The following is a 25,710-nucleotide window of genomic DNA, read 5'->3' on the forward strand; positions in this document are numbered from 1 at the left end:
GAGCAGTCCCTTGACCGATCAATCCATCCTGATCTGCGGCTGCGGCAATATGGGCGGGGCGATGCTGGCGGGATGGCTGCGCGCCGGGCTCGATCCCGAGCGTTTCACTGTGGTCGATCCGGTCCTGCCTGAAGTGCCTGCCGGCGTACGCCTTCTACGCGAAATTCCAAGCAAGCGCTTCGATTTCGTCCTGCTCGGGATCAAGCCGCAAGCGCTGGATCAGGTCGCCCCGGCGCTGGCTCCGGCCTCTGCAGGCGCGGTGCTGCTCTCGATCCTCGCCGGGGCGGAGATAGCGAGCCTGGCGGCGCGGTTTCCGCAGACGTCGGGGCTGGTGCGGGTGATGCCCAACCTGGCAGCCGCGATCGGCAAGTCCCCGATGGGCATTTACGCCGCCGGATTGGACAATGCGGCGAAGGTGCAGGTCGAAGCTCTGCTGGCTCCGCTCGGTACGGCTGAATGGCTGGCCTCCGAAGGCCAGCTTGATGCGGTGACCGCGCTGGCCGGTTCGGGTCCGGCCTTCATCTACCGGATCATCGATGCGCTGGGCAATGCAGGCGCAGAACTCGATCTCGATCCCGATCAGGCGCGGCGGCTGGCGCTGGCGATGGTCGAAGGGGCGGCCATCCTGGCTGCATCGACCGATCTGCCGCCCGAAGAACTGGCCCGGCGCGTGACCAGCCCGGGCGGAACAACCGCGGCCGGCCTAGCCGTACTCGACCATGACCAGGCCCTCGCGCGGCTAATTTCCGCCACTTTGCGGGCTGCGCGCGATCGCGGCGCGGAAATGGCAGCCGAAGCCCGGCAATAGATTAACCATCAATTTTGGATCAAACCGGTCCGGTTTCGCTTGAATCCGGGGGCGATCCATCCGATATTCACAGCACTGCCTCTATCTCGGGGCGGCAAAGGAGTTTGTCATGTCTGATTGGAACGATCCTCGGACCACCCAATCGCCGTTCGGCACCAGCGGTCCGGCGCTTAACGGCGCTTCGCTCGGCGCGGTCACGATGGACCAGGGCCTGCGCAAGTACATGCTGTCGATCTACAACTACATGGCCTCGGGCGTGCTGCTCTCGGGCGTGGTCGCACTGCTGTTTGCCACCTCGGGCCTTGCTGCCCAGGTGATGGTCACCCCGCTGCGCTGGGTCATCGCATTGTCGCCACTGGCCTTCGTCATGGCGATGAGCTTTGGCCTCCACCGCATGCAGGAATCGACCCTGAAGCTGTTGTTCTGGCTGTTCAGCGTGGCGATGGGCCTGTCGCTCTCGTCGATTTTCCTGATCTATACCGGGCCGTCGATCGCGACCACCTTCTTCGCCACTGCCGGTGCCTTTGCCGGGCTGAGCCTCTATGGCTACACCACCAAGCGCAACCTGTCGGGCATGGGCAGCTTCATGGCGATGGGCGTGATCGGCCTGATCATTGCGATGCTGCTGAACCTGTGGCTGCAATCGGGTCCGCTCGCCATGGCGATCTCGGCCCTGGGCGTGCTGATCTTCGCCGGGCTGACCGCCTGGGATACGCAGCGCCTGCGCCAAACCTACTACCACGTCGCCGGAACCGACATGATGGGCAAGGTCGTGATCATGGGCGCGCTCTCGCTCTATCTCGACTTCGTCAACATGTTCCAGTTCCTGCTGAGCTTCCTCGGCAGCCGCGACTGATCCCTTTCCGGAAACGGCCAATCGTGCCCGGCTTGCCCAGCAGCAGGCCGGGCACTTGCTTTATCGGGCCGCCGCGCTAGGCAAGCGTCATCGCGGGTTAAGCCGCGCCGCTCCACAAGCGGCGAAGGCTCGAAGGTTGGAGTGGGACGAGAAATGCCAGTGAATATTCGCCAGGTCATGACCGGGTGCGTCGCCGCAATGGTGCTGGTCGCCGGCGCGGCCGACGCCAGGGACAAGAAGAAGGCGCCGCCGCCGCCACCTGCTCCGCCGCCCCCGCCGATGGTCTATGTCGCATGGAAGCCGATTCCGCCTGAATGGGCTTCTCCCAAACTGACCTATCAGCCGCTGGGCCCGGACGGTGTTCGGCTCAGCGTCAATCGCAAGATTTCGCCGGCACAGACGCTGTGGAACCTGCGTTCGGCCTACAATGTCGCGGCGCTCAACTGCCTGAAGCCCGAACATGCGGAAATCGTGGTCAATTATCGCGCCTTCCTCAAGGCCCATGCCAAGACCCTGCGCGCGACCAATACCAAGGTCGATGCCGAATGGCGCGCCAAGTACGGCGCGGGCTATGTCAAATACCGCGAAAAATTCATGACCGAGGTCTACAACCACTTTGCGGTCCCGCCGATCATGCCGGCCTTCTGTAACGCTGCACTGGCGATGAGCAAGGACGCCAAGACCGTCAAGTCCGCCAACCTGACCGCCTTTGCCACCACCGCGCTGCCCAATATCGAGATCGTGTTCGACGATTTCTACAAGCGCTATGATCAATGGCGTGCCGATATGGCCGCCTGGGAAGTCAAGTGGGGCAAGGATGCCGTGCCCGGCTCGCTGGTCCTGGCCTCCTCGATTCCGATCAACAACCCTCCAGCCGCGGTGGCTGCGCCCAAGTAACTTTGCTCTTTCAAGCGGGCAGCAGCTTCGCTAAGGGGGCGCCTCGCAACGGGCGGCCTGCCGTCCGTCAGTCGCACTGGAACGGGGCCGTAGCTCAGATGGGAGAGCGCGTCGTTCGCAATGACGAGGTCAGGGGTTCGATCCCCCTCGGCTCCACCAGTGCCTTGCCATTCGCCACATTCCGGCCTGCAAATGGCGATCTTCTGCGCTTCCGGTGCTCACGGCCCAAATGGCCGCTGCGCGCCGGTTCTCGAATGTCACCATTTTCGGCTCGGACTGAGGCGAATGGCAAGGCACTGGACTAAACAGCGACATCTGTCCTCAATTCCGTTAGAACCGAAACCATGCATTTTCTCGATCAGGCCAAGATCTACATCCGCTCGGGCCAGGGCGGCCCCGGAGCCGTGTCGTTCCGGCGCGAGAAGTACGTCGAATATGGCGGGCCCGACGGTGGCAACGGCGGCAAGGGCGGCGACATCATCTTTGAGGCCGTGCCCGGGCTCAATACCCTGATCGACTTCCGCTATGCCCAGCACTTCAAGGCCCCGCGCGGGGTCCATGGTTCGGGCAAGGACCGCAACGGCGCGGCTGGCAAGGATCTGGTGATCAAGGTTCCGATTGGCACCCAGCTGATCTCGGACGAGGACCGTGAGACGGTGCTGCTCGATCTGACCGAGCCCGGCCAGCGCGTCACCTTCCTCCACGGCGGGATGGGCGGACGCGGCAACGCCAGCTACAAGACCAGCACCAACCGTGCCCCGCGCCAGCACCAGCCGGGCGAAATGGGCGAGGAGATGTACGTCTGGCTGCGGCTCAAGCTGCTCGCCGATGCCGGGTTGGTCGGCCTGCCCAACGCCGGCAAGAGCACCTTCATCAACAAGATCACCAATACCAAGGCCAAGGTCGGTGACTATGCCTTCACCACGCTGACCCCGCAGCTGGGCGTGGTCCGCCACCGCAATCGCGAATTCGTGCTGGCCGACATTCCCGGCCTGATCGAAGGCGCGGCCGAGGGCGCCGGGATCGGCGACCGCTTCCTGGGCCATATCGAACGCTGCCGCGTGTTGATCCATCTGATCGACATCAACGGCACCGACCCGGCCGAAGCACTGGAGATTATCGAGGACGAACTGGCGGCCTATGGCGGCGGGCTCGACGAAAAGCCGCGCCTGATTGCGCTCAACAAGGTTGACACGGTCGACCGCGAATTGGTCGACATGTTCATCAAGGAACTGAAGGCCGCCGGCGCCAAGAAGATCTACCCGATCTCCGGCGCAACCGGAAAAGGCATGGATGCGCTGCTTGATGCGGTAATCCAGTTCCTTCCTGCGGCCACCGGGACCGAGCGGCCGGCGGGCGAACAGGAAGAAGGCGACGACCGTCCCTGGTCGCCGGTTTGATCGCCAAAGGTTGCATCGCGCGCGCTTTTGCCTAATCGCCACAGGCGATGAAGATCGCCCGCTTATCCGATCTGGCTGAAAAGGCCGCCTGCCCCCGGCTGGTGGTCAAGGTCGGCTCGTCGCTGTTGGTCGGCCAGCAGGGGGTGCGGCGCGATTGGCTGGAAGGGCTGGTGGCTGAAATCTCTGCGGCCAGGGCGCGCGGGCAGGAAGTGATCGTGGTCTCCTCGGGCGCGATTGCACTGGGAGCGGCGCGGCTCGGGCTCGACAAGGGCGGGCGCGGTTCGCTGGCCGATGCCCAGGCGGCTGCCGCTGTGGGCCAGATTGCATTGTCCGGGCTGTGGGCCGATCTGCTTAGCGCTCACGGGATCACCGCTGCGCAGCTGCTGCTGACGCTGGAAGACCTCGAGGATCGCCGCCGCTATCTCAATGCCACGGCCACCCTGACCCGGCTGCTGGATGCGGGCGCGGTGCCAGTTATCAATGAGAACGATTCGGTCGCCACTCAGGAAATCCGCTTTGGCGACAACGATCGGCTGGCCGCACGCGTGGCCCAAGCGGCGCAGGCCAGCGCGGTGCTGCTGCTGAGCGATGTCGACGGGCTCTATGACCGTAATCCAGCCGAACCCGGCGCCGTCCTGCTGCCCGAAGTGCGCGGCGTCACCGCCGAAATTCACGCGATGGCGACCGGCGGCAGTTCCTCCGGCATGGGCTCGGGCGGGATGACCAGCAAGCTTCAGGCTGCCGAGATTGCCGAGCGCGCCGGGATCGCGCTGGCGATTGCTTCGGGCCTGCAAGACGCGCCGATCGACCGCGTTTGCCAACAAGGCATCGGAACGCTGTTCCTGCCGCGCCGCAAGGACGGTGGGCGCAAGGCCTGGCTTGGCGGGCGGCTGCGGCTGAAGGGCGCGCTGGTGATCGATGCCGGGGCGGCGCGCGCGCTGGGCAAGGGTTCGAGCCTTCTGGCCGCCGGTGTCGTGCGGGTCGAAGGCGAGTTCCGGCGCGGCGATGCCGTGGCGGTGCACGGCGAGGATGGCAGCGTGCTGGCCCACGGCCTCGCCGAATACGATGCGGCGGAGTGCATCAGGCTGCTGGGCCACAAGAACGCCGATCACGCCGCGATCCTCGGCTATTCTCCGCGCTCGGCCGTGGTTCATCGCGACCAGATGGTGGTGCTGTGACGATTGCCCTGACCGGGGCGACCGGATTTGTCGGCCAGGCCTTGCTGGACCGAGCAAGCGATCAGGGGCTGGAGGTTCGCGCACTGGCACGCCGACCGCAGGACCCCCGCGAGGGAGTGGAATGGGTAAGCGGCGATCTTGACGCGGGCGATGCGCTGCGCAGCCTGGTCCGCGGCGCCGAGGCGGTGATCCACGTCGCCGGGGTGGTCAACAACGCCGCCGAGTTCGAACGCGGCAATGTTACCGGCACGCTCAATGTGATCGAGGCCGCGCGGGCCGAGGGTGTCCCGCGCCTGATCCACGTCTCCTCGCTGTCCGCGCGCGAACCGGAGCTGTCGGCCTATGGCGCGAGCAAGGCGCGGGCCGAGAAGCTGGTCATGGCCAGCGGGCTCGACTGGACGATTGTCCGCCCGCCGGGGATCTACGGCCCGCGCGATGTCGACTATTTCGAGATGTTCCGCCTCGCCCGCTGGGGGCTGATGCCGATTCCGCCCAAGGAAGGCCGCGCCTCGATCATTCACGTTGACGATCTTGCCCGGCTACTGCTGGCGCTGGTGCCGGGCGGCGAGGATGTTTCGTTCCAGACCTATGAACCCGATGACGGCCGCGAACACGGTTGGGGCCATTACGAGTTCGCCCGCGCGGTCGGCTGGGCGATGGGGCGGCGGCCATGGGTGGTGCACCTCAGCCGCACCAGTCTGGAGCGCGCAGCCCGGGTCGATCGCCGGATTCGCGGCGAAAGGGCCCGGCTGACCGAGGACCGGGTCGGCTACATGAGCCACCCCGACTGGGTGGTCAGCCACGGCCAGCGCCCCCCGGCCAAGCTGTGGCGCCCGCTGATCCCGACCCGCGAGGGGCTAAAGGCGACGGCGGAGTGGTACAAGCGCGAGGGGTGGCTCTAAGCAGCTGCTTAAGGCGCGCAATCCAAGCGCCTGTGCCTCGCTGAGCCGGCGCAGGGATGCCATGTCGAGTGCCGTACTTTCAGGAGCACCGAACATGGAACCGTCAACCGAACTGCCGCGCCGCTGGGACCCGATCGTCAAGCTGACGCACTGGGGCATTGTGGCCGCGGTGATCGGCAATGCCCTGGTCACGGAGGAAGGCTCCGGCTGGCACATCTGGGTCGGTTATGGCCTGGCCGCACTGCTTGCCTTGCGCTTGCTGTGGGGTCTGGTCGGTCCGCGCGAGGCGCGCTTTGGCGCCTTTCCCCCCAGCCTCGCGCGGGCCAGCCGCCATGTCGGGGAGATCGGCCGCGGCGAAAAGGTGCGCCACCGTTCGCACAATCCGCTCGGCGCGCTGATGGTCTATGCGATCTGGGGAACCCTGCTGGTCGTGATCGGCAGCGGCGTCGCCATGTCGGGCGCGCCGCCGGCCGATCCCTCGGCGGTGCGCGGCGAGCACGGTGAAGGCGGCGAGGGTGAAGAGCATGAAGAGGCGTCTGCCGGACCTGGGCAATGGCTGATCGCACCGGCCCGCGCCGACGAAGGCGGCGAAGCCGGAACAGAAGACGAGGGAGAGGAGCTGTTCGAAGAAATGCACGAAATCGCGGTCAACTTGCTCTATCTGCTGGTTGCGCTTCACCTTGCCGGCGTGGCATTCGAAACCCGCCGCACGGGCCGCGAAGTGCTTGGAGCAATGATCCCGGGGGGCAACCGCCGGAGCTGACGGGAAGGCTTATGGCGGCAAGTCGCAAGACCGGATTGATGCGCCGCGACCGGCAAACCCTGCTGGTCGCGGCTGTGCTGGTGATCCAGGCGGTCGCCGCGATGTTCTTTGTCGCCGATGCGATCGGCGATCTCGCGGCAGACGGGATGACCCGCCATATCGCAGTGGAAGCGATGATCGCCTTTGCCCTAATGGCTGGAGTGATCGTGGGCGCCTGGCATCTGCGCGTGTTGCTGGCCGAAGCGGACCGGCGTGAGCGGGCCCTGACCGTTGCCCGTGGCGCACTGGCCGATCATCTCTCCGCCCGGTTTAGGGACTGGGGACTGACCACGGCCGAGGCCGAAGTCGCGCTGTTCGCCCTCAAGGGCTGCGATGCGGGTGAAATTGCCCGGCTGCGCGGCGCTGCGCCAGGAACCGTGCGCGCGCAGCTTTCCAGCATCTATTCCAAGTCTGGAGTATCGAGCCAGGCCGGGCTGGTCAGCCTGTTTTTCGACGATTTGCTCTAAATCCAAGAGCGAGCGGTTGCTGACAGTGCGACAACATGCCAACCAAGTCGGCGTTATCCGGTAGTGGAAAGTGAAATCATGGGTAAAGGTCAGTTGCTCCGTTCGATCGGGATTGTTGCTGCGGGTCTTGCGCTTGCGTTGCCTTCCAACTTGTCAGCCCATTCTCGCGAGCATGAGCTGGGCCTGCCGATCGGCGGAATTCCCGCGCCGCTCAATGCGATAACCGATGTTGCGGGGGTCGAGGTGGGGCAGACCACTCTGATTTCCGGTTCGGGCAAATTGGTGGTGGGCCGGGGCCCGGTCCGTACCGGCGTGACAGTGATCTTTCCGCGCGGGCGCGACAATCCTGACCCGGTGTTCGGAGCCTGGTTTACACTCAACGGCAATGGCGAGATGACTGGCACGACCTGGATACAGGAAAGCGGGTTCCTCGAAGGGCCGATCGCGATCACCAATACCCACAGCGTGGGTGTGGTGCGCGATACGATCATCAAGTGGGAAGTGACCCGCAAGAACGTGCTGCAGCCCTGGTGGCTTCCCGTCGTGGCGGAAACCTATGATGGCTCACTAAACGACATCAATGGATTTCACGTCAAGCCCGAGCATGTGCTGAGCGCGCTCGATGGCGCGCGCGGCGGCAAGGTTGAAGAAGGTGCGGTCGGCGGCGGGACCGGAATGATCTGCCTGGGCTTCAAGGGCGGGATCGGCACGGCCTCGCGCAAGCTGACCGTGGCTGAAGGCGGCTATACCGTCGGTGTGCTGGTCCAGTGCAATTTCGGCCAGCGCCAGAATCTGCGCATCGCCGGGGTGCCCGTGGGCGAGGAAATTACCGACCTGGGTCCGTGCATCGCCAACAATGCGGCAGCCCTGCCGAACGAAGAATGGCCCCATTGCGGGGCCGGGATCGCAGGCAACGATAACCGGGCAGAGCAGGGCTCGATCATCGTTACGGTCGCCACAGACGCGCCCTTGCTGCCGCATCAGCTCAAGCGTCTCGCCACCCGGGTGGCGCTGGGTATTGGCCGCCAGGGTGGGTTTGGCGGTAACAGCTCGGGCGATATCTTCGTGGCCTTTTCCACGGCCAACCCCAACATCTGGTCGAACAGCAAGCCCTCGAGCGTGCAGATGATCGGCAATTCGGAAATGAGCCCGTTGTTCAAGGCGACCGCGCAGGCAACCGAAGCGGCAATAACCAACGCCTTGCTTGCTGCTCAAACCATGACGGGGGCAGACGATCTCAGGGTCCATGCGCTGCCGCATGATCGGCTGCTGGCAATCATGCGCAAATACGGCCGGTTACCCGCAGCCGCAAAGTAGCTTTCGCTCTAGGCACAAGGTTGAAGCCCGGAGGAAGCACCTCGGCTGCAAGACTTTGTTGCGGATGCCGGGCGGGCAGCCGATCAATCCCCGGAAAGTCTGGCAACCCACTGATCCCTAAGTGCAAATTTCTGGATCTTGCCCGAACCGGTCAGCGGCCATTCGCTGACCGCGATCCAGTGTTTCGGGGTCTTCTGCGCGGCCATGTTGGCGCGGCAATGGGCGATCAGCGCCGCGTCGTTGAGGCTGGCACCCTCGGCGAGACGGACGAAGGCCGCCACTGCCTCGCCGAATTTCGGGTCGGGAACCCCGACCACCGCGACTTCGGCAACATCGGCGTGTTCGAGCAGCACGTTCTCGATCTCAGCCGGGAACAGGTTCTCGCCGCCACGGATGATCATTTCCTTGACCCGCCCGGTGATCCTGACGAACCCACGCGCGTCCATCGTGCCAAGGTCGCCGGTATGGAGCCAGCCATCGCCATCGATGGTCCTGCCAGTGGCCTCGGGATCGTCGTTGTAGCCCAGCATCAGCGAATAGGCGCGGGCGCATACTTCGCCCACTGCGCCTACTGGCAGTACCGCGTTGGTCGCCGGATCGCGGATCGACAGCTCGGTTTGCGGCATGGCCTGGCCAACCGTGTGCAGCACATCGTCGAGCGGATCGCCGGGACGGGTCTGGGTCAGCAGCGGCGAGGTCTCGGTCTGGCCGTAGACGGTGTAGAAGGCGCAGCGGAGCCGCTGCATGATCTGGCGGATCAGTTCGGGCGGGACCATCGAACCGCCAGACCCGGCGAACCGGACGCTGCCAAAATCGCGCGGGACGGCCGCATCGGCCTCCAGCATAGCAATCAGCATGGTCGGCACGCCCATCATCCCGATCGCGCCTTCGCTTTCGATCAGGGCATTGGCGCGCTGCGGCTCGAACTGGCGCATCAGCAGCATCCGGCAACCAAATTGTACCCCGCCCAGAATTGCCATGCCGCAGCCGCCGGTATGGAACAGCGGCATGATCACCAGCGCCGTCGCGCCGTGGGGCATCTCCATCCGCGCAAAGCCATGGCGGGCATTGTTGGTGATCCCGTGGTGGTGCAATACAACGCCCTTGGGAAAGCTGGTGGTGCCGCTGGTGTACTGGATCTGGACTTCGTCGCGCGGGCGGACTTCGGGCAGGGATCCTAGCGGTCCGGCCTCGCGGAACAGCGCGGCGTGATCCTCAAGATCGGTCACCTCGCGGATCGCCGGGATCGCGGCGGTCACCTCGGCAGCGATCCGGGCCATTGGATTGCCACGAAATTCCTTGATCAGCAGCAGCCCGACCGCGCGCGATTGCTCGAGCACATATTTGAGCTCGCGCGGCTGGTAGCCGGGATTGACCGTCACCAGCGTCAACCCGGCCAGCCCCAGCGCGAATTCGGCGATCACCCATTCGGGAATGTTAGGCGCCCAGACCGCGATCCGCTCGCCCGGCTGATAGCGGGTCAGCAATGCCTGGGCGAGCCGTTCGCTGTCGGCCAGCAGCTCGGCATAGGTCCAGCTGCGCGCGAGATTGCCGTCGCCGTCAACCTCGTGCAGCGCCGGCGCATCGGGCGTCCGCGCCGCGGCATCGCGCAGCACGCTGCCGACGGTGGATTCCGCCAGATCCGCGTCGGTCTGGGCCGGGCAATAGGATTCGGTCAGTTGCAGCGCGTACATGATCTTCCCCCACAAGGCCTTGCTTGTCGTAGCGTCATGCGACCTTTTTGGCAGGTCACCTCAAAATGCGAGCAATTGCAATCGGTTTGCATGGCGCGCTGAGGAGAAGGCAGATTTGCGCCCGATCAGCGGGCAGATGCCCGCAAAGTTGCGTTAGGTAACGCCGCGTTGCAGCCCTAGGGTCAAGGCGGGATCGCGAGTCGTAAAGGCGGGAACCTCCGCCATCACTCTCGTAGGGGATCATATCATGAAGAAGCTTGTCCTGTTTGCCGCGCTTGCGGCGCTGTCAGCCTGTTCCAAGCCTGAGCCGGCGCCCGAACCCGCTGCCTCCGAAGCTGCCGAAGCCAGTGACGCCGCCGCCGTCAACATCGCTGCCGACGGCAAGTCCTCGGTCGGCAAGTTCAAGATCACTTCGCATGACGGCAAGGTCTATATCGAAGAGGATAAGGCCGACGGGACCTATGTCACCACCCAGGACGGCAAGGTCGTCGAGACCGGCAAGTGGGAACAGAAGAGCCCCGGGACCTTCTGCTTCATCAAGGACGGGAAAGACGCCAAGCAGGTCTGCAACCAAGAGAAGGTCGAAAACGGGGTCTGGACCACCACCAACGCCAAGGGCGAGGTTTCCAAGGTCGAGCGCGTCGAAGGCTGACCCGATGGCCGTGTTGCGTCGCCGCTGGGCCAGGCCCGCGGCGGCGCAAACGGCTTAGAGATAGGGCTCGTAGCCCGGAGGCAGTTCTTCCACCGCGCCATCGACGTGGATGCCGCATTCGGTCTTGTCCCAGCCCTTCCAGCGGCCCGAGCGCGGGTCTTCGCCCGGCGCGACCATGGTGGTGCAGGGCGAGCAACCGATCGACGGATAGCCCTGCGCGACCAGTGGGTGCGGCGGCAGGCCGGTGGCGGCAAAGTAGGACTGGATCTGGTCGCTCGACCAGTCGGCCAGCGGGTTGATCTTGAGCCGGCCCTGGACATCGGTCAGGTCGAGTTCAAACCGCGGCAGCCCGGCGCGGGTCGCGCTCTGGAAGCCCTTGCGGCCGGTGAAGCTGGCGTCAAAATCCTCCAGCGCGCGCGCCAGCGGCAGCACCTTGCGGATCTCGCAGCAGCCATCTGGATCGTAGGACCAGCGCAGGCCGGTCTCGTCGCGCTTGGCGAGCAGTTGCGGGTCCGGGGTCAGGTTGATCAGGTTGGTCAGCCCCAGCCGCCGGGTGATTTCATCGCGGTAAGCCAAGGTCTCGGGGAAGTGCTTGCCGGTTTCGAGGAACAGCACCGGCACCGAGCGGTCGACACTGGCGATCAGGTGCAGCAGCACCGCGCTTTCCGCGCCGAAGCTGGATACGGCCGCGATCCGTCCCGCCAGGCCTTCGCTGAGCACTGCGGCGAGCATGTGCTTGGTCGGTACGTTTGCGAAACGCGCATTGAGCGCCTCGACCTCCGCCGCGGTAAAGCGGGCGGCGGTATCGAGGCGATCGATGCGGCGCGCGGCTTCACCCATGCCGCTTGGCCCAGATCGGCACGCGGCCATCGCCGGTTGCCTGATAGACATTGTCCCAGCGCGCAAAGGCGGTTTCAGCGTCAGCCGGGTTGAGCGGAGGTTCGGGCGCAAAGGCATCGAAGCCGCAGCGCCGCAGATGACCCAGATGATCGACCGGCAGTTCCCCGACCGCGCGCAGCTCGCCGGTATAGCCGGCCTCGCGCAGGACCCGCGCCGAGGAGAACCCGCGGCCATCGGTAAAGGTCGGGAAGTTGACCTCGATCAGCTTGATCCGGTCCAGATAGGGCAGCAGATCGCGGGCATCGTCGCCCGGCTCAAGCCGCACCGCGGCGGCATTGGACTGGGCGCCGAACACATCGACGGTTACACCAGGATCGGCCACCGGCTCGTCATCGCGGAAGCGGAACTGGACGTCACTCATAGATTGCCTCCTTGAACGGGGCCATGCCCACCCGGCGGTAGGTATCGAGGAAACGCTCATCGCCCTGCTTGTGGGCAAGATAGACTTCGGTGGCCTTGTCGATCGCGTCGACGATCCCGTCTTCAGAGAAGCCCGGTCCGGTGATCGTGCCGAGCGAGGTGTCGTCGCCCTCGCACCCGCCGAGCAGCAGCTGGTAGTTTTCGGTGCCCTTCTTGTCGACGCCGAGGATGCCGATGTGGCCGGCATGGTGATGCCCGCAGGCGTTGATGCAGCCCGAAATCTTGAGCTTGAGTTCGCCCAGATCGGCCTGCTTGGCGGCGAACCGTTCGGAAATCTTCTGCGCGACCGGGATCGAGCGGGCGTTGGCAAGACTGCAATAGTCGAGCCCCGGGCAGGCGATGATGTCGCCGATCCGGTCAAGGTTTGCGGTGCCGAGCCCGGCCGCATCGAGCTTTTGCCACAGCGCATAGAGATCGGCCTTGCGGACATGCGGCAGGACGATGTTCTGGGCGTGGGTGACGCGCAGTTCGTCAAAGCTGTAGTCGCGGCCAAGATCGGCCATCAGCCGCATCTGTTCGCCAGTGGCATCGCCGGGAATCCCGCCGACCGGCTTGAGGCTGATCGTCGCAATCATGTAGCCCGGCTGCTTGTGGGCTGCGCAGTTGCGATCCACCCACAACGCGAAGTCCGGGTCCGAGCGATCGAGCGTGTCAGGCGCGGCGGGGTCATAAGCCGGATCGGGGAAATGGGCCTTGATCCGCTCCAGCTCGGCCAGCGGCGGTTCGATCCCCTGGGTCAGCAGGTGGGCGAACTCTTCCTCGACCTGGCGGGTGTATTCGTCCTTGCCCAGTTCATGGACCAGGATCTTGATCCGCGCCTTGTACTTGTTGTCGCGGCGGCCATAGCGGTTGTAGACCCTGAGGCAGGCTTCCGAATAGGTAATCAACTGATCGAGCGGGACGAATTCGCGGATCAACGGGGCGATCATCGGGGTCCGGCCCATCCCGCCACCGACGTAGAACGCCGCCCCGATTTCACCCGCTGCGTTCTTGACGATGCGGATCCCGATATCGTGCAGCTTCATCGCCGCGCGGTCGGTCTCGCTGGCAATCACCGCGATCTTGAACTTGCGCGGCAGGACCAGAAATTCCGGGTGGAAGCTCGACCACTGGCGCAGCAGTTCGGCATAGGGGCGCGGATCGACCAGTTCGTCGGCGGCGGCACCGGCATACTGGTCCGAACTGATGTTGCGGATGCAGTTCCCGCTGGTCTGGATCGCGTGCATCTCGACCTTGGCCAATTCGGCCAGCAGGTCGGGGGTCTGGTCGAGCTGGATCCAGTTGTACTGGATGTTCTGGCGGGTGGTGAAGTGGCCATAGCCACGGTCGTACTTGTCGGCGATGTCGCCCAGCACCCGCATCTGCGCCGAATTGAGCGTGCCATAGGGGATCGCGACCCGCAGCATGTAGGCGTGCAATTGCAGGTAAAGCCCGTTCTGCAGCCGCAGCGGCTTGAACTGGTCCTCGCTGAGGTGCCCCTCGAGGCGGCGCTTCACCTGGTCGCGGAATTCCTCGACCCGGGTATCGACCATCGCCTGGTCGTATGTGTCGTACTTGTACATCAGATCACCCAATCGCCGGCGGCAGGGTCGGCCGGCTTCAAAGTAAGGTCGGGACGCACGGTCGGGCCGAGCGCGCGAATGCGGTCCTTGATGTGGGCCGGGCGGACGCCCTGCTCATCCTTGACCGCGTCGATCGCATAGGCGGCGTTGACCCGCAGCGCGGCCTGCTCGCGGGCCAGGATCGTATCGGCATGGTCACCGACATCGACCGCATCCTCGACGTGGAGCGACCACTGCACGCCGTCCCACCAGGTGACGGCGCCACTCTTCAAATCGTTACCGGTCAATATCTTCATTGCAGCGCTTCCAGGGCGAGGGTTTTCAAGGGTTCGTCAGCGGACTCAGCAGCCACTTCGCCGATCACGATCAGCGCGGGGCTCTTAACCTTGTTTCGGGCGACCAGGTCACCCAGGCCAGCCAGCGGGCTGCGCAGCACGCGCATGCCTGGCCGCGTGGCATTCTCGACCACCGCGACCGGAACATCGGGGGCGAGGCCATCGGCAATCAGCTTTTCGGCGATCGCATCGGCGGTGGCGAGGCCCATGTAGATCACCAGCGTGCGGCCTTTGCCGGCAAGGCCGGTCCAGTCCTGTTCGCTCAGGCCCTTGCACTGACCCGCGACGAAGCTGACGATCGAGGCAGAGCGGCGGTGAGTCAGCGGCATCTGCGCGGCGGCGGCGGCGCCGATCGCGGCGCTGATCCCGGGGACGACTTCAACCGGAACGCCAGCGGCGCGGCAGGCCTCGGCCTCTTCGCCGCCGCGACCAAAGATGAACGGATCGCCGCCCTTCAGGCGCACCACTTCGTTCCCGGCCAGCGCTTCACGGACCAGCAAGGCGTTGATCTCGTCCTGTTGCAACGTATGGCGCGAGCGGCTCTTGGCGACCGAGACCAGCCGTGCCTTCGCGCCAGCCAAGGCCAGGATCGCTGGATCGACCAGCCCATCGTGGACGATAAGCCCGGCGCGCATGATCAGCCGCGCGGCGCGCAGCGTCAGCAGGTCGGGATCGCCGGGTCCGGCGCCGACCAGCCAGACCTTGCCGGGCAAAGAAGGAAGCTTGCTCATTGCGTTGGAATGGCGACTGGAACGGCAAGGTGCCAGCGATATTGGCTTTGCAGGGGATAAGGTCAGCTATCCGCCCAGGCGGCCAGGCCTCGCTCAAGGTCGGCGATCAGGTCGGCAGGTTCTTCCAGGCCGATCCACAGGCGCACGGCGAAGCGGTTTTCCGGATCGATCCCGCGCGGCGGCCAGGGCAGCACATCGCGGTCGCGCTCGGGGTGACTGCCAAGCGCCAGGCTCTCAAATCCGCCCCAGCTGTAACCGATCCCGAACAGGCTGAGCGCATCGACCAGCGCATCGCGCGCCTTGGCATCCTTGCCGGCCATGATGATCGTCATCAGCCCGCAGCCGCCGGTGAAATCGCGCTTCCACAGCTCGTGTCCGGGCGATCCGGGCAGCATCGGAAACAGCACTGCCGCGATCTCGCTGCGGCTCTGGAGCCATTCGGCGACGGTCAGCGCACTGGCGCAGGACCGTTCCAGCCGCACGCCCATCGTTCGAAGGCCGCGCAGCGCCAGCGCGCAATCGTCGGGCGAGGCCATCTGGCCCAGCATCAGCGAACGCCTGCGCAGCCGGGGATAACAGGCGGCATTGGCGGTGACCGCACCCAACATCAGGTCGGAATGGCCGCCAACGTGTTTGGTCAGGGCCAGGATCGACAAGTCGACCCCGTGCTTCAGCGCCTGAAACCCGGTCGGCCCGGCCCAGGTGTTGTCCAGCAGTACCGCCAGGCCGCGGGCCTTGGCCGCCGCCGTCAATGCCGGAATGTCGCAGACCTCCATCGAGACGCTACCGGGGTTTTCCAGCAGCACCGCCCGGGTGGCATCGCCGATCGCGGCGGCAAAGCCTGCCACGTCGTGCGGATCGAAAAACCGCGCCGAAATGCCGTAGTCGCGCAGCGCCTGAACCGCGATGGTCCGGCTGGGGTCATAGCAATTGTCAGCGACCAGCACTTCATCGCCGGCCTTCAGAACGCTGAGTAGCGCCATGGCCGCAGCAGCCAGTCCGGTTGGATAAAGCATGGTGCCGGCCGCGCCAGGCTCAAGCACGGTCAGAGCATCGGCCAGGGCCCACTGGGTCGGCCCACCGCGTGCGCCATAGTGGAAGTGGCCGTCGGCATTGACCTTCAGCCCGGCTTGCTGTGCGGCGCTGTTTTCATAGAGGTGTGTACTAGCGCGCCAGATCGGCGGATTTACAGCGGGTTCGGTCCATTCTGCGCGGCGGCCAAGCTGAACCAGTTGGGTCGAGAGATGATGCGGCTCGTCGCTCATGCGGAATTGCGTGAACCAAACACAAAATCATGTGCCGACTGTGACAGACTTGCCCAATCAGCATCGGCTTGCTCAGGAATTGCAACCCATTCGCGCATTGCGCGGCCCTTGCCCGAAGGGTCCCAAAGCGACGAACCATCGTATGTTAGCGCCATGCGATGAGCATCGCCGTTCAGCTTAAAAACGATCAATCTGCCTTGGCGCGCCATGAATGCTTTTCCGGCAACTTTGGCGCAGGGCTTTCCAAACATTTGACCAACGTTAATTGGTTCGGCCGATTGAACTCGCGCCAAAGCTGCCTCGAAAATTTCCTCGGCATTCGGCATGGTCAGGTTTCCGTGTCGGAACTTGCGGCTTTCACCGCCTTGGGGGTGTCGGGATCGTTGCCCCATTCGGTCCAGCTGCCATCGTAAAGCGCCGCGTCGTCCTTGCCGGCCAGATGCATCGCAAAGATCAGCACGCAGGCGGTCACGCCGCTGCCGCAAGAGGTGATCACCGGCTTCGCCAGATCGACCCCGGCTGCTTCGAAGGTGGCACGGATGTCGGCCTTGTCCTTGAAGGTGCCGTCGGCGTTGTAGACTTCGGTGAAGGGTACGTTGAACGATCCCGGGATGTGGCCGCTGGCAATGTTGGGGCGCGGATCGGCTTCCTCGCCCGACCAGCGCTTGGCGCCGCGGGCATCGATCACCTGTTCGTCCTTCGAATGGAGGTTGGCCAGGACGTTGGCCTTGGTCCGCACATTCTTGTCATCCTGCCACACGGTGAAGTGGCGGTGACGCAATGTTTCCTTGCCTTGCGCCAGCGGGCGGCCTTCGGCCTTCCACTTGGCGAGGCCGCCATCGAGGATCGCCACATCGTGCGCGCCGAACATCTTGAGCATGAACCAGGCGCGGGCCGAAGTCTTCACTGCACTGTCATCGTAAAGCACGATCCGGCTGCCATCGCCGAGGCCGAGCGACTGCATCCGGCTGGCGAACTTCTCTGCCGGGGGCAGAGTGTTTTCAACCGGGGCATTGCTGTCGACCAGGTCGCCCAGGTCCATGAAGACCGCCCCCGGAATGTGGCCGGCTTCGTATTCAGCCTGCGGATCCCGCCCGGTGCCGGGCAGATGCTTGGTGCAATCGACGATCCGAAGGTCGCTCGCGCCCATTTCGTTGGCGAGCCACTCGGTCGAAACCAGACTTTCCATGATTCTTGCTTCCTCCTGAAGGCCGTCCTCCACGGCCATTGCAGCGCCCCTGTTTTCGCTGCAATTGCGAAGAAGACTAGACCCGCCGACGCGGCGCGTCGAGGGGGGAAATGCTCAATCTACTGCCCGCTGGCCGACTTTGGAGTAAGTCCGGGGGCCCAGATCGAGCCGAAACGGCTTGAGCGCCGCACCCGGAGCCTCAGGCAGTTCGCCCACGACATAGGTTTGCGCGCGGACCAGCGATTCGCCTCTGGCATTGCTGGCCTCAACCCGCAGCCGGGCCAAGGGCACGAAATAGGCAGCGTCGCCGGCCCGAATCGGCGTCACCGCAGTCAGCGGCAGGCGGAAATCGCCGGTGAATTCCGCGCTCTCTCCCGGGGCGAGCGTAAGCAGATTGTGCCGCGGCTCAAGCCGGTGGCCATCGTTGGCGATCTGCTGTTCGGGCGGGAGTGAGGCGTGGGCCGAAATCATGTCGCCTTCCACCGCCAGACCGGACAAGGCTTCGGAACCGTTGTTGGTCAGCCGCAGCGCATAGGACAGGGTGGTTGCCATCAGCGAAGCGCTCATCCTCCGGGCTTCGAGCGTGATGCCAAGTCCGCCCGGAACTTCGATCGACAGTTGCGGCTCGGGCAAGACTGCCGGAGCCGGCACCGGCGCTGCCGCCGGAGGCGCGGGCGGGGTTGCCACGACCGGGCGCTCGAACACGATCGGCGGTGTTTCGGTCTCCTTGCGGCGACGCCACCACAGCCCGGCAAAGATCAGCGCGAGCAGCGCCGTGCCGCCGGCGATCCATGGCCAATACCACCCCGAACTGGCGTCGGTCGCCACAGGCGTCACCGCCGGCGCAGCGGGAATGTTGGTCGGCAGCGCCGGGAAGTCGGTGGCCGCTGCGGACGACGGAATTGCGCCGTTGGCCTGCGTAGGAACTGTCGCTGAAGGCACAGCGCTGGAACTGGCGGCAGTGCCGGTTTGGCGCGGAGCAGGCGTGACCGCGCGCGGGGTCGCGGTGCGGCTGGCGGCGGGCGAGGGTGCGGCACTGGCGGTCGGGGCCGGCTGGCTTGCGGAAGGCGTCGGCGCAGGCGCAGTGCTCTGCGTCGGACGCGGAACCGCGGTCGTCACCACCGGGTTGTCGCGATCGACCGGGCCTTGCGACCCCGGCGGGGCGGGGCGGACCGTGGCACCGGGCAAGCGCCAGTCGCTGGCCGATTGGGCCTGCACTGCCAGCGGGACGAGCGCCAGCGTCAGCGCAATTGCGCTTGCGGCGGATCGAATCCCCCCTGCCTGGTGCATAGTCGTGTTCATATCAGCGCGTCCCGGGCTGCTAGCGCCCCTGGCACTGAATAGGAAGTGAACCCGCGCATTCCAACCGCCGACTTGTGCTTGGGCCGCGATAGAGGCATGGCGCGTGACATGTCAGACACACCCACACCCCTGCATCTGGGGCAGTCCAGCACGCTTCCAGTCTCGCCCGAAGCCGCGGTGCTCGACTATGTCCCCAACCCGCGCCCCGGCTCGCTCTATCTGGTCCGCTTCGCCGCGCCCGAGTTCACTTCGCTTTGCCCGGTCACTGGTCAGCCCGATTTTGCCCACCTGGTGATCGACTATGCGCCAGGGGAAACGATCGTCGAATCAAAGAGCCTCAAGCTGTTCCTCGGCAGCTTCCGCAACCATGCCGGGTTCCATGAGGACGTCACCGTCGGCATCGCCCAGCGCCTGTTCACCGAAATGCAGCCGCGCTGGCTGCGGATCGGCGGCTACTGGTATCCGCGCGGCGGCATCCCGATCGACGTGTTCTGGCAAAGCGGCGCGGCCCCCGAAGGACTGTGGGTGCCTGATCAGGGCGTGGCGAGCTATCGCGGTCGCGGTTAGGTCATAGTTTTGTCATAACGCGCCCGAATGCGCGGCTTTCGCGCAACAGGTCGTCGGGAAAATTGTCCCATGGCAGGCTCTGCCCTTGAGCCGTGGGGCGGCTTGGCTAGCGCAGGCAGCACATCGCGCAATCCATTCCCAATTGACGGAGTTTTCATGAAACTTTCCGCTTCGCTTCGCTTTTCCGCCGCCGCCCTGGCAATCGGCCTGACTCTTTCGGCTGCAGCGCCCGCACTGGCGCAGGATGCCGCCGCTGACGACGAAGGTCTGGACGAAATCATCGTTACCGCGCAGCGCCGCGCCGAAAACCAGAAGGACGTGCCGCTCTCGGTCGCCACGCTCGGCGGCGATACGCTGCAGGCCGTCAGCGGCGCAGGGGCAGATATCCGCGCACTTTCGGGCCGGGTTCCCAGCCTCAACATCGAAAGCTCGTTCGGCCGCACTTTCCCGCGCTTCTACATCCGCGGCCTGGGCAACACCGATTTCGATCTCAACGCCTCGCAGCCGGTCAGCCTGGTCTATGACGATGTCGTGCTGGAAAACCCGATCCTGAAGGGCTTCCCGGTGTTCGATCTTGACCGCGTCGAAGTGCTGCGCGGGCCGCAGGGCACCCTGTTCGGCCGCAACACCCCGGCCGGGATCGTCAAGTTCGACAGCGTCAAGCCAGACGCCAAGGGCAAGAACTATGTTCGCGCCAGCTATGGCAGCTTCGGCACGATCAACGCCGAAGGCGGCGTGGGCGGCGACCTGACTGACGGCATTTCGGCCCGCGTCTCGATGCTCTACCAGCACCGCAACAACTGGGTCGATAACGTCGACATTGCTGGCGGCAACGATCTTGAAGGGTTCGACGATTTTGCCGCGCGCCTGCAATTGCAGGCCAAGGCCGGCGATGCGCTGACCCTGCGGCTGACCGGGCAGGTCCGCACTTTCGAAGGCAGCGCCCGCGTGTTCCGCGCCAATGCCTTTGCCAAGGGCAGCAACACGCTGATCGGGCTCGGCGGTCCGGCCACCGAATTCGACCGCCGCAAGACCCGCGCCGATGGCCTCAACTTCCAGCGGCTTAACAATTACAACGTCGGGTTCACGGCGGAATACGATGCCGGTCCGGTGACGATCACCTCGGTCACGTCGTACTGGAATGGCAACCTCGCCAGCCGCGGCGATATCGATGGCGGCTTCGGCAACCAGTTCGCTCCGACGATGGGACCGGGCTTCATCCCGTTCTCGGCCCAGTCGCAGGACGACGTGCCGAGCCTTGACCAGTTCACCCAGGAACTGCGCATTGCCTCGAACAACACGGGCGGGCTCGGCTATCAGCTGGGTGTCTTCGTGTTCAACGAAAAGCTGGACATCACCAGCTACGATTTCGGTGCGCCGACTGACACCACCCCGGCGGCGATCGCCACCCAGCGTCAGGACAGCGATGCCCTGGGCCTGTTCGGCTCGGTCAACTACCAGTTCGAAAGCGGCCTCAAGCTTCAGGCCGGCATGCGCTACAACCACGACAAGCGCGACATGGTGGCGGCTCGCCCGGTCGATACCCGTCCCGGCTTCCTCGGCTTTGGCGGCCCGGTTACTCCGCAGACTGCACAAGTCAGCGGGAACGTGCTGACCTGGGATGTTTCGGCAACCGCGCCGCTCAGCGCGGATGTCAACGTCTTCGCGCGGGTCGCCCGCGGCTATCGCGCGCCGTCGATCCAGGGCCGCCTTGCATTCGGACGGACGCTGTCGGTCGCCGACAAGGAAACCACGATGAGCTACGAAGCCGGGCTCAAGTCGACGCTGGGCAACAAGGCCCGCTTCAACCTGACCGGGTTCTACTTCAGCACCAACGACATGCAGCTGACCGCAGTGGGCGGGGCGTCGAACTTCACCACGCTGATCAATGCCGACAAGGTCGACGGATACGGCTTCGAAGCCGAATTCGAAGCCAAGCCGGTCGAAGGGCTGACGCTGTCTGCAGGGCTTTCGTACAATCACAACGAGATCAAGGATCCCAACCTCTATGTCGCCGGTTGCGGCGCGCCTTGCACGGTGACCAACACCCAGCGCGTGGGCAGCCCGGGGATCTATTCGATCAACGGCAACCAGCTGCCGCAGAGCCCGCGCTGGATCGCCAACTGGACCGCCGGTTACGAAGCGCCGGTCGGCAATGGCCACGTCTACCTGTTCACCGACTGGGCCTATCGCTCGAAGATCCAGTTCTTCCTCTACAACTCGGTCGAGTTCAGCGACGACAACATGCTCGAAGGCGGTCTGCGGATCGGTTATCGCACCGACCGTTTCGACATCGCTGCGTTCGGTCGGAACATCACCAACGATGTATCGGCGGTCTCGGGCATCGACTTCAACAACCTCACCGCGATGGTCAACGAACCGCGGATCTGGGGCGTGGAAGTGGGCGTGAAGTTCTAGGCCCTACCGCCAGGCACATCGGAAAAGAACGTCGCCGGGGTCCGATTGCGGACTCCGGCGATGTTGCATTCAGGTCCGGAGCATAGCCAGAAGCGCATCGACGTCGGCTTCGTTCTGATAGAGGCCGAAGCCGATCCGGAGTACGTCCCCGCGCAGGTCGGTGACGACATTGCGCGCGGTGAGGCTCTCGTACAAGGCAGGCGCAGCAGGCCCTTGCAGCGCGATGAAGCGGGCTTGCGGCTCGCTCAGCATCGCGAGCTGCGGCAGCGGATCGACGGCGAGGAAGCGCGCCTTGAGCTTTTCGCAATGCGCTGAAATAGCTGCGGTATCGAGGCCCTCGGCCTTCAGCATTCGCTGCACCGCGTTGAAGCGGTAGAGGCCGCTCGGATCGAAGGTACTGCCCAGGAAGCGCCGTCCGTCGGGGGCATAGCCGACTCCGCCCTGCCGCGCGGCGAGGTCATCGAAGGCGGCGTACCAGCCGGTCACCTCGGGGCGTGGGCCATAGCCAGCCGGGGCGTGGAGGAAGCAGACCCCTTCGCCCGCCATCGCGTATTTGTAGCCACCCGCGAGGTAGAATACCCGGTCGGCCACGGCAGAAAGGTCGGTCGGCGTGGCCATAAAGCCGTGGTAGCCATCGATCACCACCCACGGACCTTCGGGCCGGGCCAGCGCCGCCAGCCGCTCAATCCCCGGCAGCACGCGCCCGGAATTAAACTGGACCTGGCTGGCAAAGATCAGATCATAGGCGCCGGTCTCCGCTTCCTCGACCAGCCGCTCCAAAGGCACCGTAGTCAGCGCAATCCGGCCCGCCTCGGCCCAGCGTAGCGACTGGCGGCGGAACGAGTGAAACTCGCAGTCGCTGGCCAGCACGCGCGGGCGGTCCATCGGCATGGCTGAGACGATCCGCACCAGAAAGTCGTGCGTATTGGGCGAAAAGGCGATTGTCGCCGGGTCGGGCAATGAAAGCTCGCGGGCGATGTGCCGCTGCGCTTCGGGAATGACCTCGCCGAAGATCTTGTCCCATTTGTGATCGGCCAGCATCGCTGCTTCTTCCCACGCCGCGATCTGGCCAGCGTAGCTCGCATCGGGCCAGAGGTGATGGCTGTGCGCGGCAAAGTGCAGCCGGCTTGGCGCAGCTTCGAGCGCGCGCGAAAAGAGGTGCTTGAAGGTCATCCTTCGATCCGCTCCCGACGAGCCCCTACCCTTTGGGGAGGGGTTGGGGTGGGGGTTCCGCGCCGGTGTCGAACCCCCACCCCCGGCCCCTCCCCAAGGGGAGGGGAGAAATAGGGAATTTCGGGTGAAAACGCACTCACAGCGAAGTCCGCAATGACCACAGTTCGGGAAAGGCGCGCTTGCTCAGGGTCGAGTGCAGGTAGCTCGCCCCGGCAGTGCCGCCGGTCCCGCGTTTGCCGCCGATCACGCGCTCAACCGTCAGCACATGCTTGTGCCGCCAGGTGGCCATGGCATCGTCCAGATCGACCAGCTTTTCGGCCAGCTGGTAGAGATCCCAATACCGCTCCGGCTGGCGATAGACTTCCAGAAACGCGGCCTCGACTGCCGGATGCGCGGTATAGGCCTGCGTCACATCGCGCTCTAGCACCTCAGCCGGAATCGACAGCCCCGCGCGGGCCGCCGCGGCAAGCGCCTCGTCCCACAGGCTTGGCGCGGCAAGCGCGGCTTCCAGCGCGGCGCGGGCTTCGGGGCGGTCATCCTGATAGGCCAGAAACCGCGCGTCCTTCAGCCCCAGCATATATTCGACCGTGCGGAACTGGTCGGACTGGAATCCGCTCGATGGGCCGAGCACGTCGCGAAAGCGGGTGTAGTCGCTCGGCGTCATCGTCGCGAGGACATCCCAGCTCAGCGTCATCACCGCCTGGATCCGGCTGACCCGAGCCAGCGCCTTGTAGGCCGGAACCAGCGCATCGGCGCGGACCTGCGCCAGCGCCAGCCGAAGCTCGCGGATCATCTGCTTCAGCCACAGTTCCTTGGTCTGGTGGATGACGATGAACAGCATCTCGTCATCGCAATCGGAACGCGGGTGTTGCGCCCCGAGCAGATCGTCGAGCGCGAGGTAGCGGGCATAGGTCATGGTCTTGGTCATGCTGAATCGCTCGTTGCTGGAATTTTGCATCCATCTCCGCTCATGGTGAGGAGGGACTGAGCGAAGTCGAAGGCCCGTCTCGAACCACCCTCGCGCGGGTCCTTCGAGACGCGACTTCGATGCTTCGACAAGCTCAGCACTCAGCCGCTCCTCAGGATGAGCGGACTTTAGTCAGAACACCGCCTTGGGCGCATCTTCCTTCATCATCGCCTGGCGGACCAGCGGGATTGGCGGGCCGCCATAGGTCAGGAATTCGTCGTGGAACGCCTTCCAGCCCTGCCGCCCGCCGCGCGTTGCGGTCCAGTCTTCGCGCAGCTTGCGGATCATCAGCTTGCCCAGCGTATAGTTGAGGTAGGCCGGATCATAGGCCCCGCGCCGGGCCTGCTGCTCGGCCGTGCCTTCGCCCTGATAGCAGGCATCCTGGAAGAACCTGGTCGATTGCTCGATCGTCATACCCTTGGTGTGGAGCCGGATCGCAGAAAGGAAGCGGCAATCACGCAGCAGGGCGTTGGAAAGCTGGCCGATGTGGATTTCGGGATCGCCGTTGCCGAGCCCGGCTTCCCACATCATTTCTTCGCTGTAATGCGCCCAGCCTTCGGCGAACGCGTAGCCGACGAACAGCCGCCCGAAGAACGACGGCGCGCGGTTGGCGTGGAGGAATTGCAGGAAGTGCCCCGGCATCACCTCGTGGATCGAGGTGAACATCAGGTCGTCCTTGCCCGGGATGTAGTCGGCCTGCTTGTCGGCGGGCCACGAAGGATCGGGCGCGGCGATGTAGTAGATCGAGGGGATGCCCTTTTCGTAAGGTCCCGGCGGATCGATATAGGCGCCGTTCTGCGCGTTATAGGGCGGGCTTTGTCGGACCAGCGCCTGCTCGGTGCCGGGGATCGAGACGAGGTCCTTTTCCTTCACGAAGGCCGTCAGCATCGGGATCTGGCTGGTCGCTTCGGCTACCGCGCCGCCGACCGGCTTGTTGGCACCCATCTTGTCCATGCAGGCCGGGATGGTCTGCCCCGGAGCGAACTGGTCGCAGGCAGCCTTGAGTGCATCCCGGTTGCGCTTGAGATCGGCCTCGCCGACTGCTTCAAGCTGATCGAGCGGAACATCGACCGCCTCGGTATCGCGCAGCATCTGGGCGAACCGGTCCGGTCCCAGGGCAAAAGAGGCATTAGCGCCTTCCTGACCTTTAAGCCAGGTCGCAAGGTCGCTCATCGCTGCGGCTGCCTTGGCACTGGCGTCCTTGAGCCGCTGCTGCAGCGCGGGGTCCTCTACATCGGCAAAGGTGCTCAGCGCGTCCTTGGGGTAAAACTCGGCATAGCCCTGAAAGGCCGAAACACCATAGGTGACCAGCGGCGCGGCGATCGGACCCTTCAGGTTGGCCTTGATCTGCGCGGCGGCGGCGGGAACGCCTTCAAGGAACTGGGCGAGCGCCTTGGCACGGGTCGGCTTGTCTGCATATTCGCGGGTCAGGTAGACGTTGGGATCGAAGGCTCCGACATACCAGCCCGGATTGGTGTGCGGCTGATCGGCAGTTTCCAGCCAGAACAGCTGCCCTTCGGCAACCTTGACCATGTAATCGCGCTCAAACCGGTCGCGGCCTTCCAGCTTGTCATAGCCCTTGGCGTCGGCGATCACCTTGCGCAGGAAATCGCCCCGCGCCTTCAGGCCCGCTGCAGTCCAGTCGGCAAACTTGCCATCGTACTGGTGCGCGCCCTGATAGACCGCAAAGTAGGGATCCTGCTTCAGCCAGCCGTCGATCGCCGCCTTGGTGAATTCAGCCCAGGGCGCTTGGGCAGTGGTTCCCGCAGTCGGCGCCATGTTGCAGGACGCGAGCGCTGTGGCGAGCAGCAGCGCGGTGAAAGGGCGGCGAAGCATCATGGGTCTCTCCGGAAATGCAGCTCTCGCCAGCTTGGGCGATAGTTTCCATCGAAACAAGTGGCGTTGGTC

The 25,710-nt window shown here is 64.9% G+C and carries 25 protein-coding genes and 1 tRNA gene; 13 read left to right on the forward strand and 13 right to left on the reverse strand.

Annotation, left to right across the window (positions count from 1 at the left end; translation table 11 throughout):
* Positions 1-10 precede the first annotated feature (10 nt).
* The 10 genes from proC (at position 11) to B2V17_RS07910 (ending at position 8,627) form a co-directional block, all read left to right on the forward strand.
* Complete coding sequence (proC, locus tag B2V17_RS07865; RefSeq protein WP_292996787.1) at positions 11-808, forward strand: pyrroline-5-carboxylate reductase; 798 nt, start codon at positions 11-13, stop codon at positions 806-808.
* Positions 809-917: 109 nt separating this feature from the next.
* A complete protein-coding gene (locus B2V17_RS07870) occupies positions 918-1,664 on the forward strand; it encodes a Bax inhibitor-1/YccA family protein (RefSeq protein ID WP_292996788.1) in 747 nt (248 codons plus the stop codon).
* 153 nt (positions 1,665-1,817) lie between these two features.
* Positions 1,818-2,561 carry a hypothetical protein gene (locus tag B2V17_RS07875; protein ID WP_292996789.1) on the forward strand — a complete coding sequence of 248 codons (744 nt, stop codon included), beginning with the start codon at positions 1,818-1,820 and terminating at the stop codon, positions 2,559-2,561.
* 83 nt (positions 2,562-2,644) lie between these two features.
* Positions 2,645-2,720, forward strand: a tRNA-Ala gene (locus B2V17_RS07880).
* 185 nt (positions 2,721-2,905) lie between these two features.
* Positions 2,906-3,961 (forward strand): GTPase ObgE, encoded by a 1,056-nt coding sequence (gene obgE / locus B2V17_RS07885; protein WP_292996790.1) that lies wholly within the window; start codon positions 2,906-2,908, stop codon positions 3,959-3,961.
* Positions 3,962-4,008: 47 nt separating this feature from the next.
* Entirely contained in the window at positions 4,009-5,139 is a 1,131-nt protein-coding gene (gene proB, locus B2V17_RS07890) for a glutamate 5-kinase (protein ID WP_292996791.1), read from the forward strand.
* Positions 5,136-6,041 (forward strand): NAD-dependent epimerase/dehydratase family protein, encoded by a 906-nt coding sequence (locus B2V17_RS07895; RefSeq protein ID WP_292996792.1) that lies wholly within the window; start codon positions 5,136-5,138, stop codon positions 6,039-6,041. Before proB ends, B2V17_RS07895 begins: the two co-directional genes overlap by 4 nt.
* Before the next feature lie 94 nt (positions 6,042-6,135).
* A complete protein-coding gene (locus tag B2V17_RS07900) occupies positions 6,136-6,804 on the forward strand; it encodes a cytochrome b/b6 domain-containing protein (protein WP_292996793.1) in 669 nt (222 codons plus the stop codon).
* An 11-nt stretch (positions 6,805-6,815) separates the two neighbouring features.
* Positions 6,816-7,310 (forward strand): helix-turn-helix transcriptional regulator, encoded by a 495-nt coding sequence (locus B2V17_RS07905; RefSeq protein WP_292996794.1) that lies wholly within the window; start codon positions 6,816-6,818, stop codon positions 7,308-7,310.
* Positions 7,311-7,460: 150 nt separating this feature from the next.
* Positions 7,461-8,627 carry a P1 family peptidase gene (locus tag B2V17_RS07910; RefSeq protein WP_292996795.1) on the forward strand — a complete coding sequence of 389 codons (1,167 nt, stop codon included), beginning with the start codon at positions 7,461-7,463 and terminating at the stop codon, positions 8,625-8,627.
* 83 nt (positions 8,628-8,710) lie between these two features.
* Here B2V17_RS07910 and B2V17_RS07915 read toward each other — a convergent pair whose 3' ends face one another.
* A complete protein-coding gene (locus tag B2V17_RS07915) occupies positions 8,711-10,321 on the reverse strand; it encodes an AMP-binding protein (protein WP_292996796.1) in 1,611 nt (536 codons plus the stop codon).
* 247 nt (positions 10,322-10,568) lie between these two features.
* On the opposite strand from B2V17_RS07915, the gene B2V17_RS07920 reads away from it, so the two are divergent.
* On the forward strand, positions 10,569-10,973 hold the full coding sequence (locus B2V17_RS07920; RefSeq protein WP_292996797.1) for a hypothetical protein: 405 nt from the start codon (positions 10,569-10,571) through the stop codon (positions 10,971-10,973).
* 54 nt (positions 10,974-11,027) lie between these two features.
* Here the strand turns inward: B2V17_RS07920 and B2V17_RS07925 are convergent, their stop codons facing one another.
* From B2V17_RS07925 to B2V17_RS07965, 9 genes are all read right to left on the reverse strand, one after another.
* Entirely contained in the window at positions 11,028-11,813 is a 786-nt protein-coding gene (locus tag B2V17_RS07925) for a phosphoadenylyl-sulfate reductase (RefSeq protein ID WP_292996798.1), read from the reverse strand.
* Positions 11,806-12,234, reverse strand: a complete 429-nt coding sequence (locus tag B2V17_RS07930; protein WP_292996799.1) for a DUF934 domain-containing protein — start codon at positions 12,232-12,234, stop codon at positions 11,806-11,808. The genes B2V17_RS07925 and B2V17_RS07930 overlap by 8 nt, the downstream gene beginning before the upstream one ends.
* Positions 12,227-13,855, reverse strand: coding sequence for a nitrite/sulfite reductase (locus B2V17_RS07935; RefSeq protein WP_292996800.1), 1,629 nt, complete (start codon positions 13,853-13,855; stop codon positions 12,227-12,229). Before B2V17_RS07935 ends, B2V17_RS07930 begins: the two co-directional genes overlap by 8 nt.
* Positions 13,855-14,151 carry a DUF2849 domain-containing protein gene (locus B2V17_RS07940; RefSeq protein WP_292996801.1) on the reverse strand — a complete coding sequence of 99 codons (297 nt, stop codon included), beginning with the start codon at positions 14,149-14,151 and terminating at the stop codon, positions 13,855-13,857. Before B2V17_RS07940 ends, B2V17_RS07935 begins: the two co-directional genes overlap by 1 nt.
* Positions 14,148-14,921 carry a uroporphyrinogen-III C-methyltransferase gene (gene cobA, locus B2V17_RS07945; RefSeq protein ID WP_292996802.1) on the reverse strand — a complete coding sequence of 258 codons (774 nt, stop codon included), beginning with the start codon at positions 14,919-14,921 and terminating at the stop codon, positions 14,148-14,150. The genes B2V17_RS07940 and cobA overlap by 4 nt, the downstream gene beginning before the upstream one ends.
* A 62-nt stretch (positions 14,922-14,983) precedes the next feature.
* A complete protein-coding gene (gene metC, locus B2V17_RS07950) occupies positions 14,984-16,186 on the reverse strand; it encodes a cystathionine beta-lyase (RefSeq protein ID WP_292996803.1) in 1,203 nt (400 codons plus the stop codon).
* Positions 16,183-16,512, reverse strand: coding sequence for a hypothetical protein (locus tag B2V17_RS07955; RefSeq protein WP_292996804.1), 330 nt, complete (start codon positions 16,510-16,512; stop codon positions 16,183-16,185). Before B2V17_RS07955 ends, metC begins: the two co-directional genes overlap by 4 nt.
* A 2-nt stretch (positions 16,513-16,514) precedes the next feature.
* Complete coding sequence (sseA, locus tag B2V17_RS07960; RefSeq protein WP_292996805.1) at positions 16,515-17,375, reverse strand: 3-mercaptopyruvate sulfurtransferase; 861 nt, start codon at positions 17,373-17,375, stop codon at positions 16,515-16,517.
* 114 nt (positions 17,376-17,489) lie between these two features.
* A complete protein-coding gene (locus B2V17_RS07965; protein ID WP_292996806.1) occupies positions 17,490-18,677 on the reverse strand; it encodes a hypothetical protein in 1,188 nt (395 codons plus the stop codon).
* Positions 18,678-18,785: 108 nt separating this feature from the next.
* Between B2V17_RS07965 and queF the strand changes: the two genes are divergently transcribed.
* The gene (queF, locus tag B2V17_RS07970) at positions 18,786-19,244 is read left to right on the forward strand and encodes a preQ(1) synthase (protein ID WP_292996807.1); all 459 of its coding nucleotides are present in this window, start codon (positions 18,786-18,788) and stop codon (positions 19,242-19,244) included.
* Positions 19,245-19,400: 156 nt separating this feature from the next.
* The gene (locus B2V17_RS07975) at positions 19,401-21,662 is read left to right on the forward strand and encodes a TonB-dependent receptor (protein WP_292996808.1); all 2,262 of its coding nucleotides are present in this window, start codon (positions 19,401-19,403) and stop codon (positions 21,660-21,662) included.
* A 69-nt stretch (positions 21,663-21,731) separates the two neighbouring features.
* On the opposite strand, the gene B2V17_RS07980 is transcribed toward B2V17_RS07975, so the two are convergent.
* The 3 genes from B2V17_RS07980 to B2V17_RS07990 form a co-directional block, all read right to left on the reverse strand.
* Positions 21,732-22,835, reverse strand: coding sequence for a class V aminotransferase (locus B2V17_RS07980; RefSeq protein WP_292996809.1), 1,104 nt, complete (start codon positions 22,833-22,835; stop codon positions 21,732-21,734).
* A 136-nt stretch (positions 22,836-22,971) separates the two neighbouring features.
* Positions 22,972-23,793, reverse strand: a complete 822-nt coding sequence (locus B2V17_RS07985; RefSeq protein WP_292996810.1) for a tryptophan 2,3-dioxygenase — start codon at positions 23,791-23,793, stop codon at positions 22,972-22,974.
* Positions 23,794-23,934: 141 nt separating this feature from the next.
* Positions 23,935-25,638 carry a DUF885 domain-containing protein gene (locus B2V17_RS07990; protein ID WP_414690782.1) on the reverse strand — a complete coding sequence of 568 codons (1,704 nt, stop codon included), beginning with the start codon at positions 25,636-25,638 and terminating at the stop codon, positions 23,935-23,937.
* Between the last annotated feature and the right edge of the window lie 72 nt (positions 25,639-25,710).

The organism is Novosphingobium sp. UBA6272 (assembly GCF_002440635.1).
Taxonomy (GTDB): Bacteria; Pseudomonadota; Alphaproteobacteria; order Sphingomonadales; family Sphingomonadaceae; genus Novosphingobium.

Coding starts and splice junctions, on each gene's coding strand:
- B2V17_RS07870 (WP_292996788.1), top strand. CDS start 918: ATGTCTGATTGGAACGATCCTCGGACCACCCAATCGCCGTTCGGCACC.
- B2V17_RS07875 (WP_292996789.1), top strand. CDS start 1,818: ATGCCAGTGAATATTCGCCAGGTCATGACCGGGTGCGTCGCCGCAATG.
- obgE (WP_292996790.1), top strand. CDS start 2,906: ATGCATTTTCTCGATCAGGCCAAGATCTACATCCGCTCGGGCCAGGGC.
- proB (WP_292996791.1), top strand. CDS start 4,009: ATGAAGATCGCCCGCTTATCCGATCTGGCTGAAAAGGCCGCCTGCCCC.
- B2V17_RS07900 (WP_292996793.1), top strand. CDS start 6,136: ATGGAACCGTCAACCGAACTGCCGCGCCGCTGGGACCCGATCGTCAAG.
- B2V17_RS07905 (WP_292996794.1), top strand. CDS start 6,816: ATGGCGGCAAGTCGCAAGACCGGATTGATGCGCCGCGACCGGCAAACC.
- B2V17_RS07915 (WP_292996796.1), bottom strand. CDS start 10,321: ATGTACGCGCTGCAACTGACCGAATCCTATTGCCCGGCCCAGACCGAC.
- B2V17_RS07920 (WP_292996797.1), top strand. CDS start 10,569: ATGAAGAAGCTTGTCCTGTTTGCCGCGCTTGCGGCGCTGTCAGCCTGT.
- B2V17_RS07925 (WP_292996798.1), bottom strand. CDS start 11,813: ATGGGTGAAGCCGCGCGCCGCATCGATCGCCTCGATACCGCCGCCCGC.
- B2V17_RS07930 (WP_292996799.1), bottom strand. CDS start 12,234: ATGAGTGACGTCCAGTTCCGCTTCCGCGATGACGAGCCGGTGGCCGAT.
- B2V17_RS07935 (WP_292996800.1), bottom strand. CDS start 13,855: ATGTACAAGTACGACACATACGACCAGGCGATGGTCGATACCCGGGTC.
- B2V17_RS07940 (WP_292996801.1), bottom strand. CDS start 14,151: ATGAAGATATTGACCGGTAACGATTTGAAGAGTGGCGCCGTCACCTGG.
- cobA (WP_292996802.1), bottom strand. CDS start 14,921: ATGAGCAAGCTTCCTTCTTTGCCCGGCAAGGTCTGGCTGGTCGGCGCC.
- metC (WP_292996803.1), bottom strand. CDS start 16,186: ATGAGCGACGAGCCGCATCATCTCTCGACCCAACTGGTTCAGCTTGGC.
- B2V17_RS07955 (WP_292996804.1), bottom strand. CDS start 16,512: ATGCCGAATGCCGAGGAAATTTTCGAGGCAGCTTTGGCGCGAGTTCAA.
- sseA (WP_292996805.1), bottom strand. CDS start 17,375: ATGGAAAGTCTGGTTTCGACCGAGTGGCTCGCCAACGAAATGGGCGCG.
- B2V17_RS07965 (WP_292996806.1), bottom strand. CDS start 18,677: ATGAACACGACTATGCACCAGGCAGGGGGGATTCGATCCGCCGCAAGC.
- queF (WP_292996807.1), top strand. CDS start 18,786: ATGTCAGACACACCCACACCCCTGCATCTGGGGCAGTCCAGCACGCTT.
- B2V17_RS07975 (WP_292996808.1), top strand. CDS start 19,401: ATGAAACTTTCCGCTTCGCTTCGCTTTTCCGCCGCCGCCCTGGCAATC.
- B2V17_RS07980 (WP_292996809.1), bottom strand. CDS start 22,835: ATGACCTTCAAGCACCTCTTTTCGCGCGCGCTCGAAGCTGCGCCAAGC.
- B2V17_RS07985 (WP_292996810.1), bottom strand. CDS start 23,793: ATGCAAAATTCCAGCAACGAGCGATTCAGCATGACCAAGACCATGACC.
- B2V17_RS07990 (WP_414690782.1), bottom strand. CDS start 25,638: ATGCTTCGCCGCCCTTTCACCGCGCTGCTGCTCGCCACAGCGCTCGCG.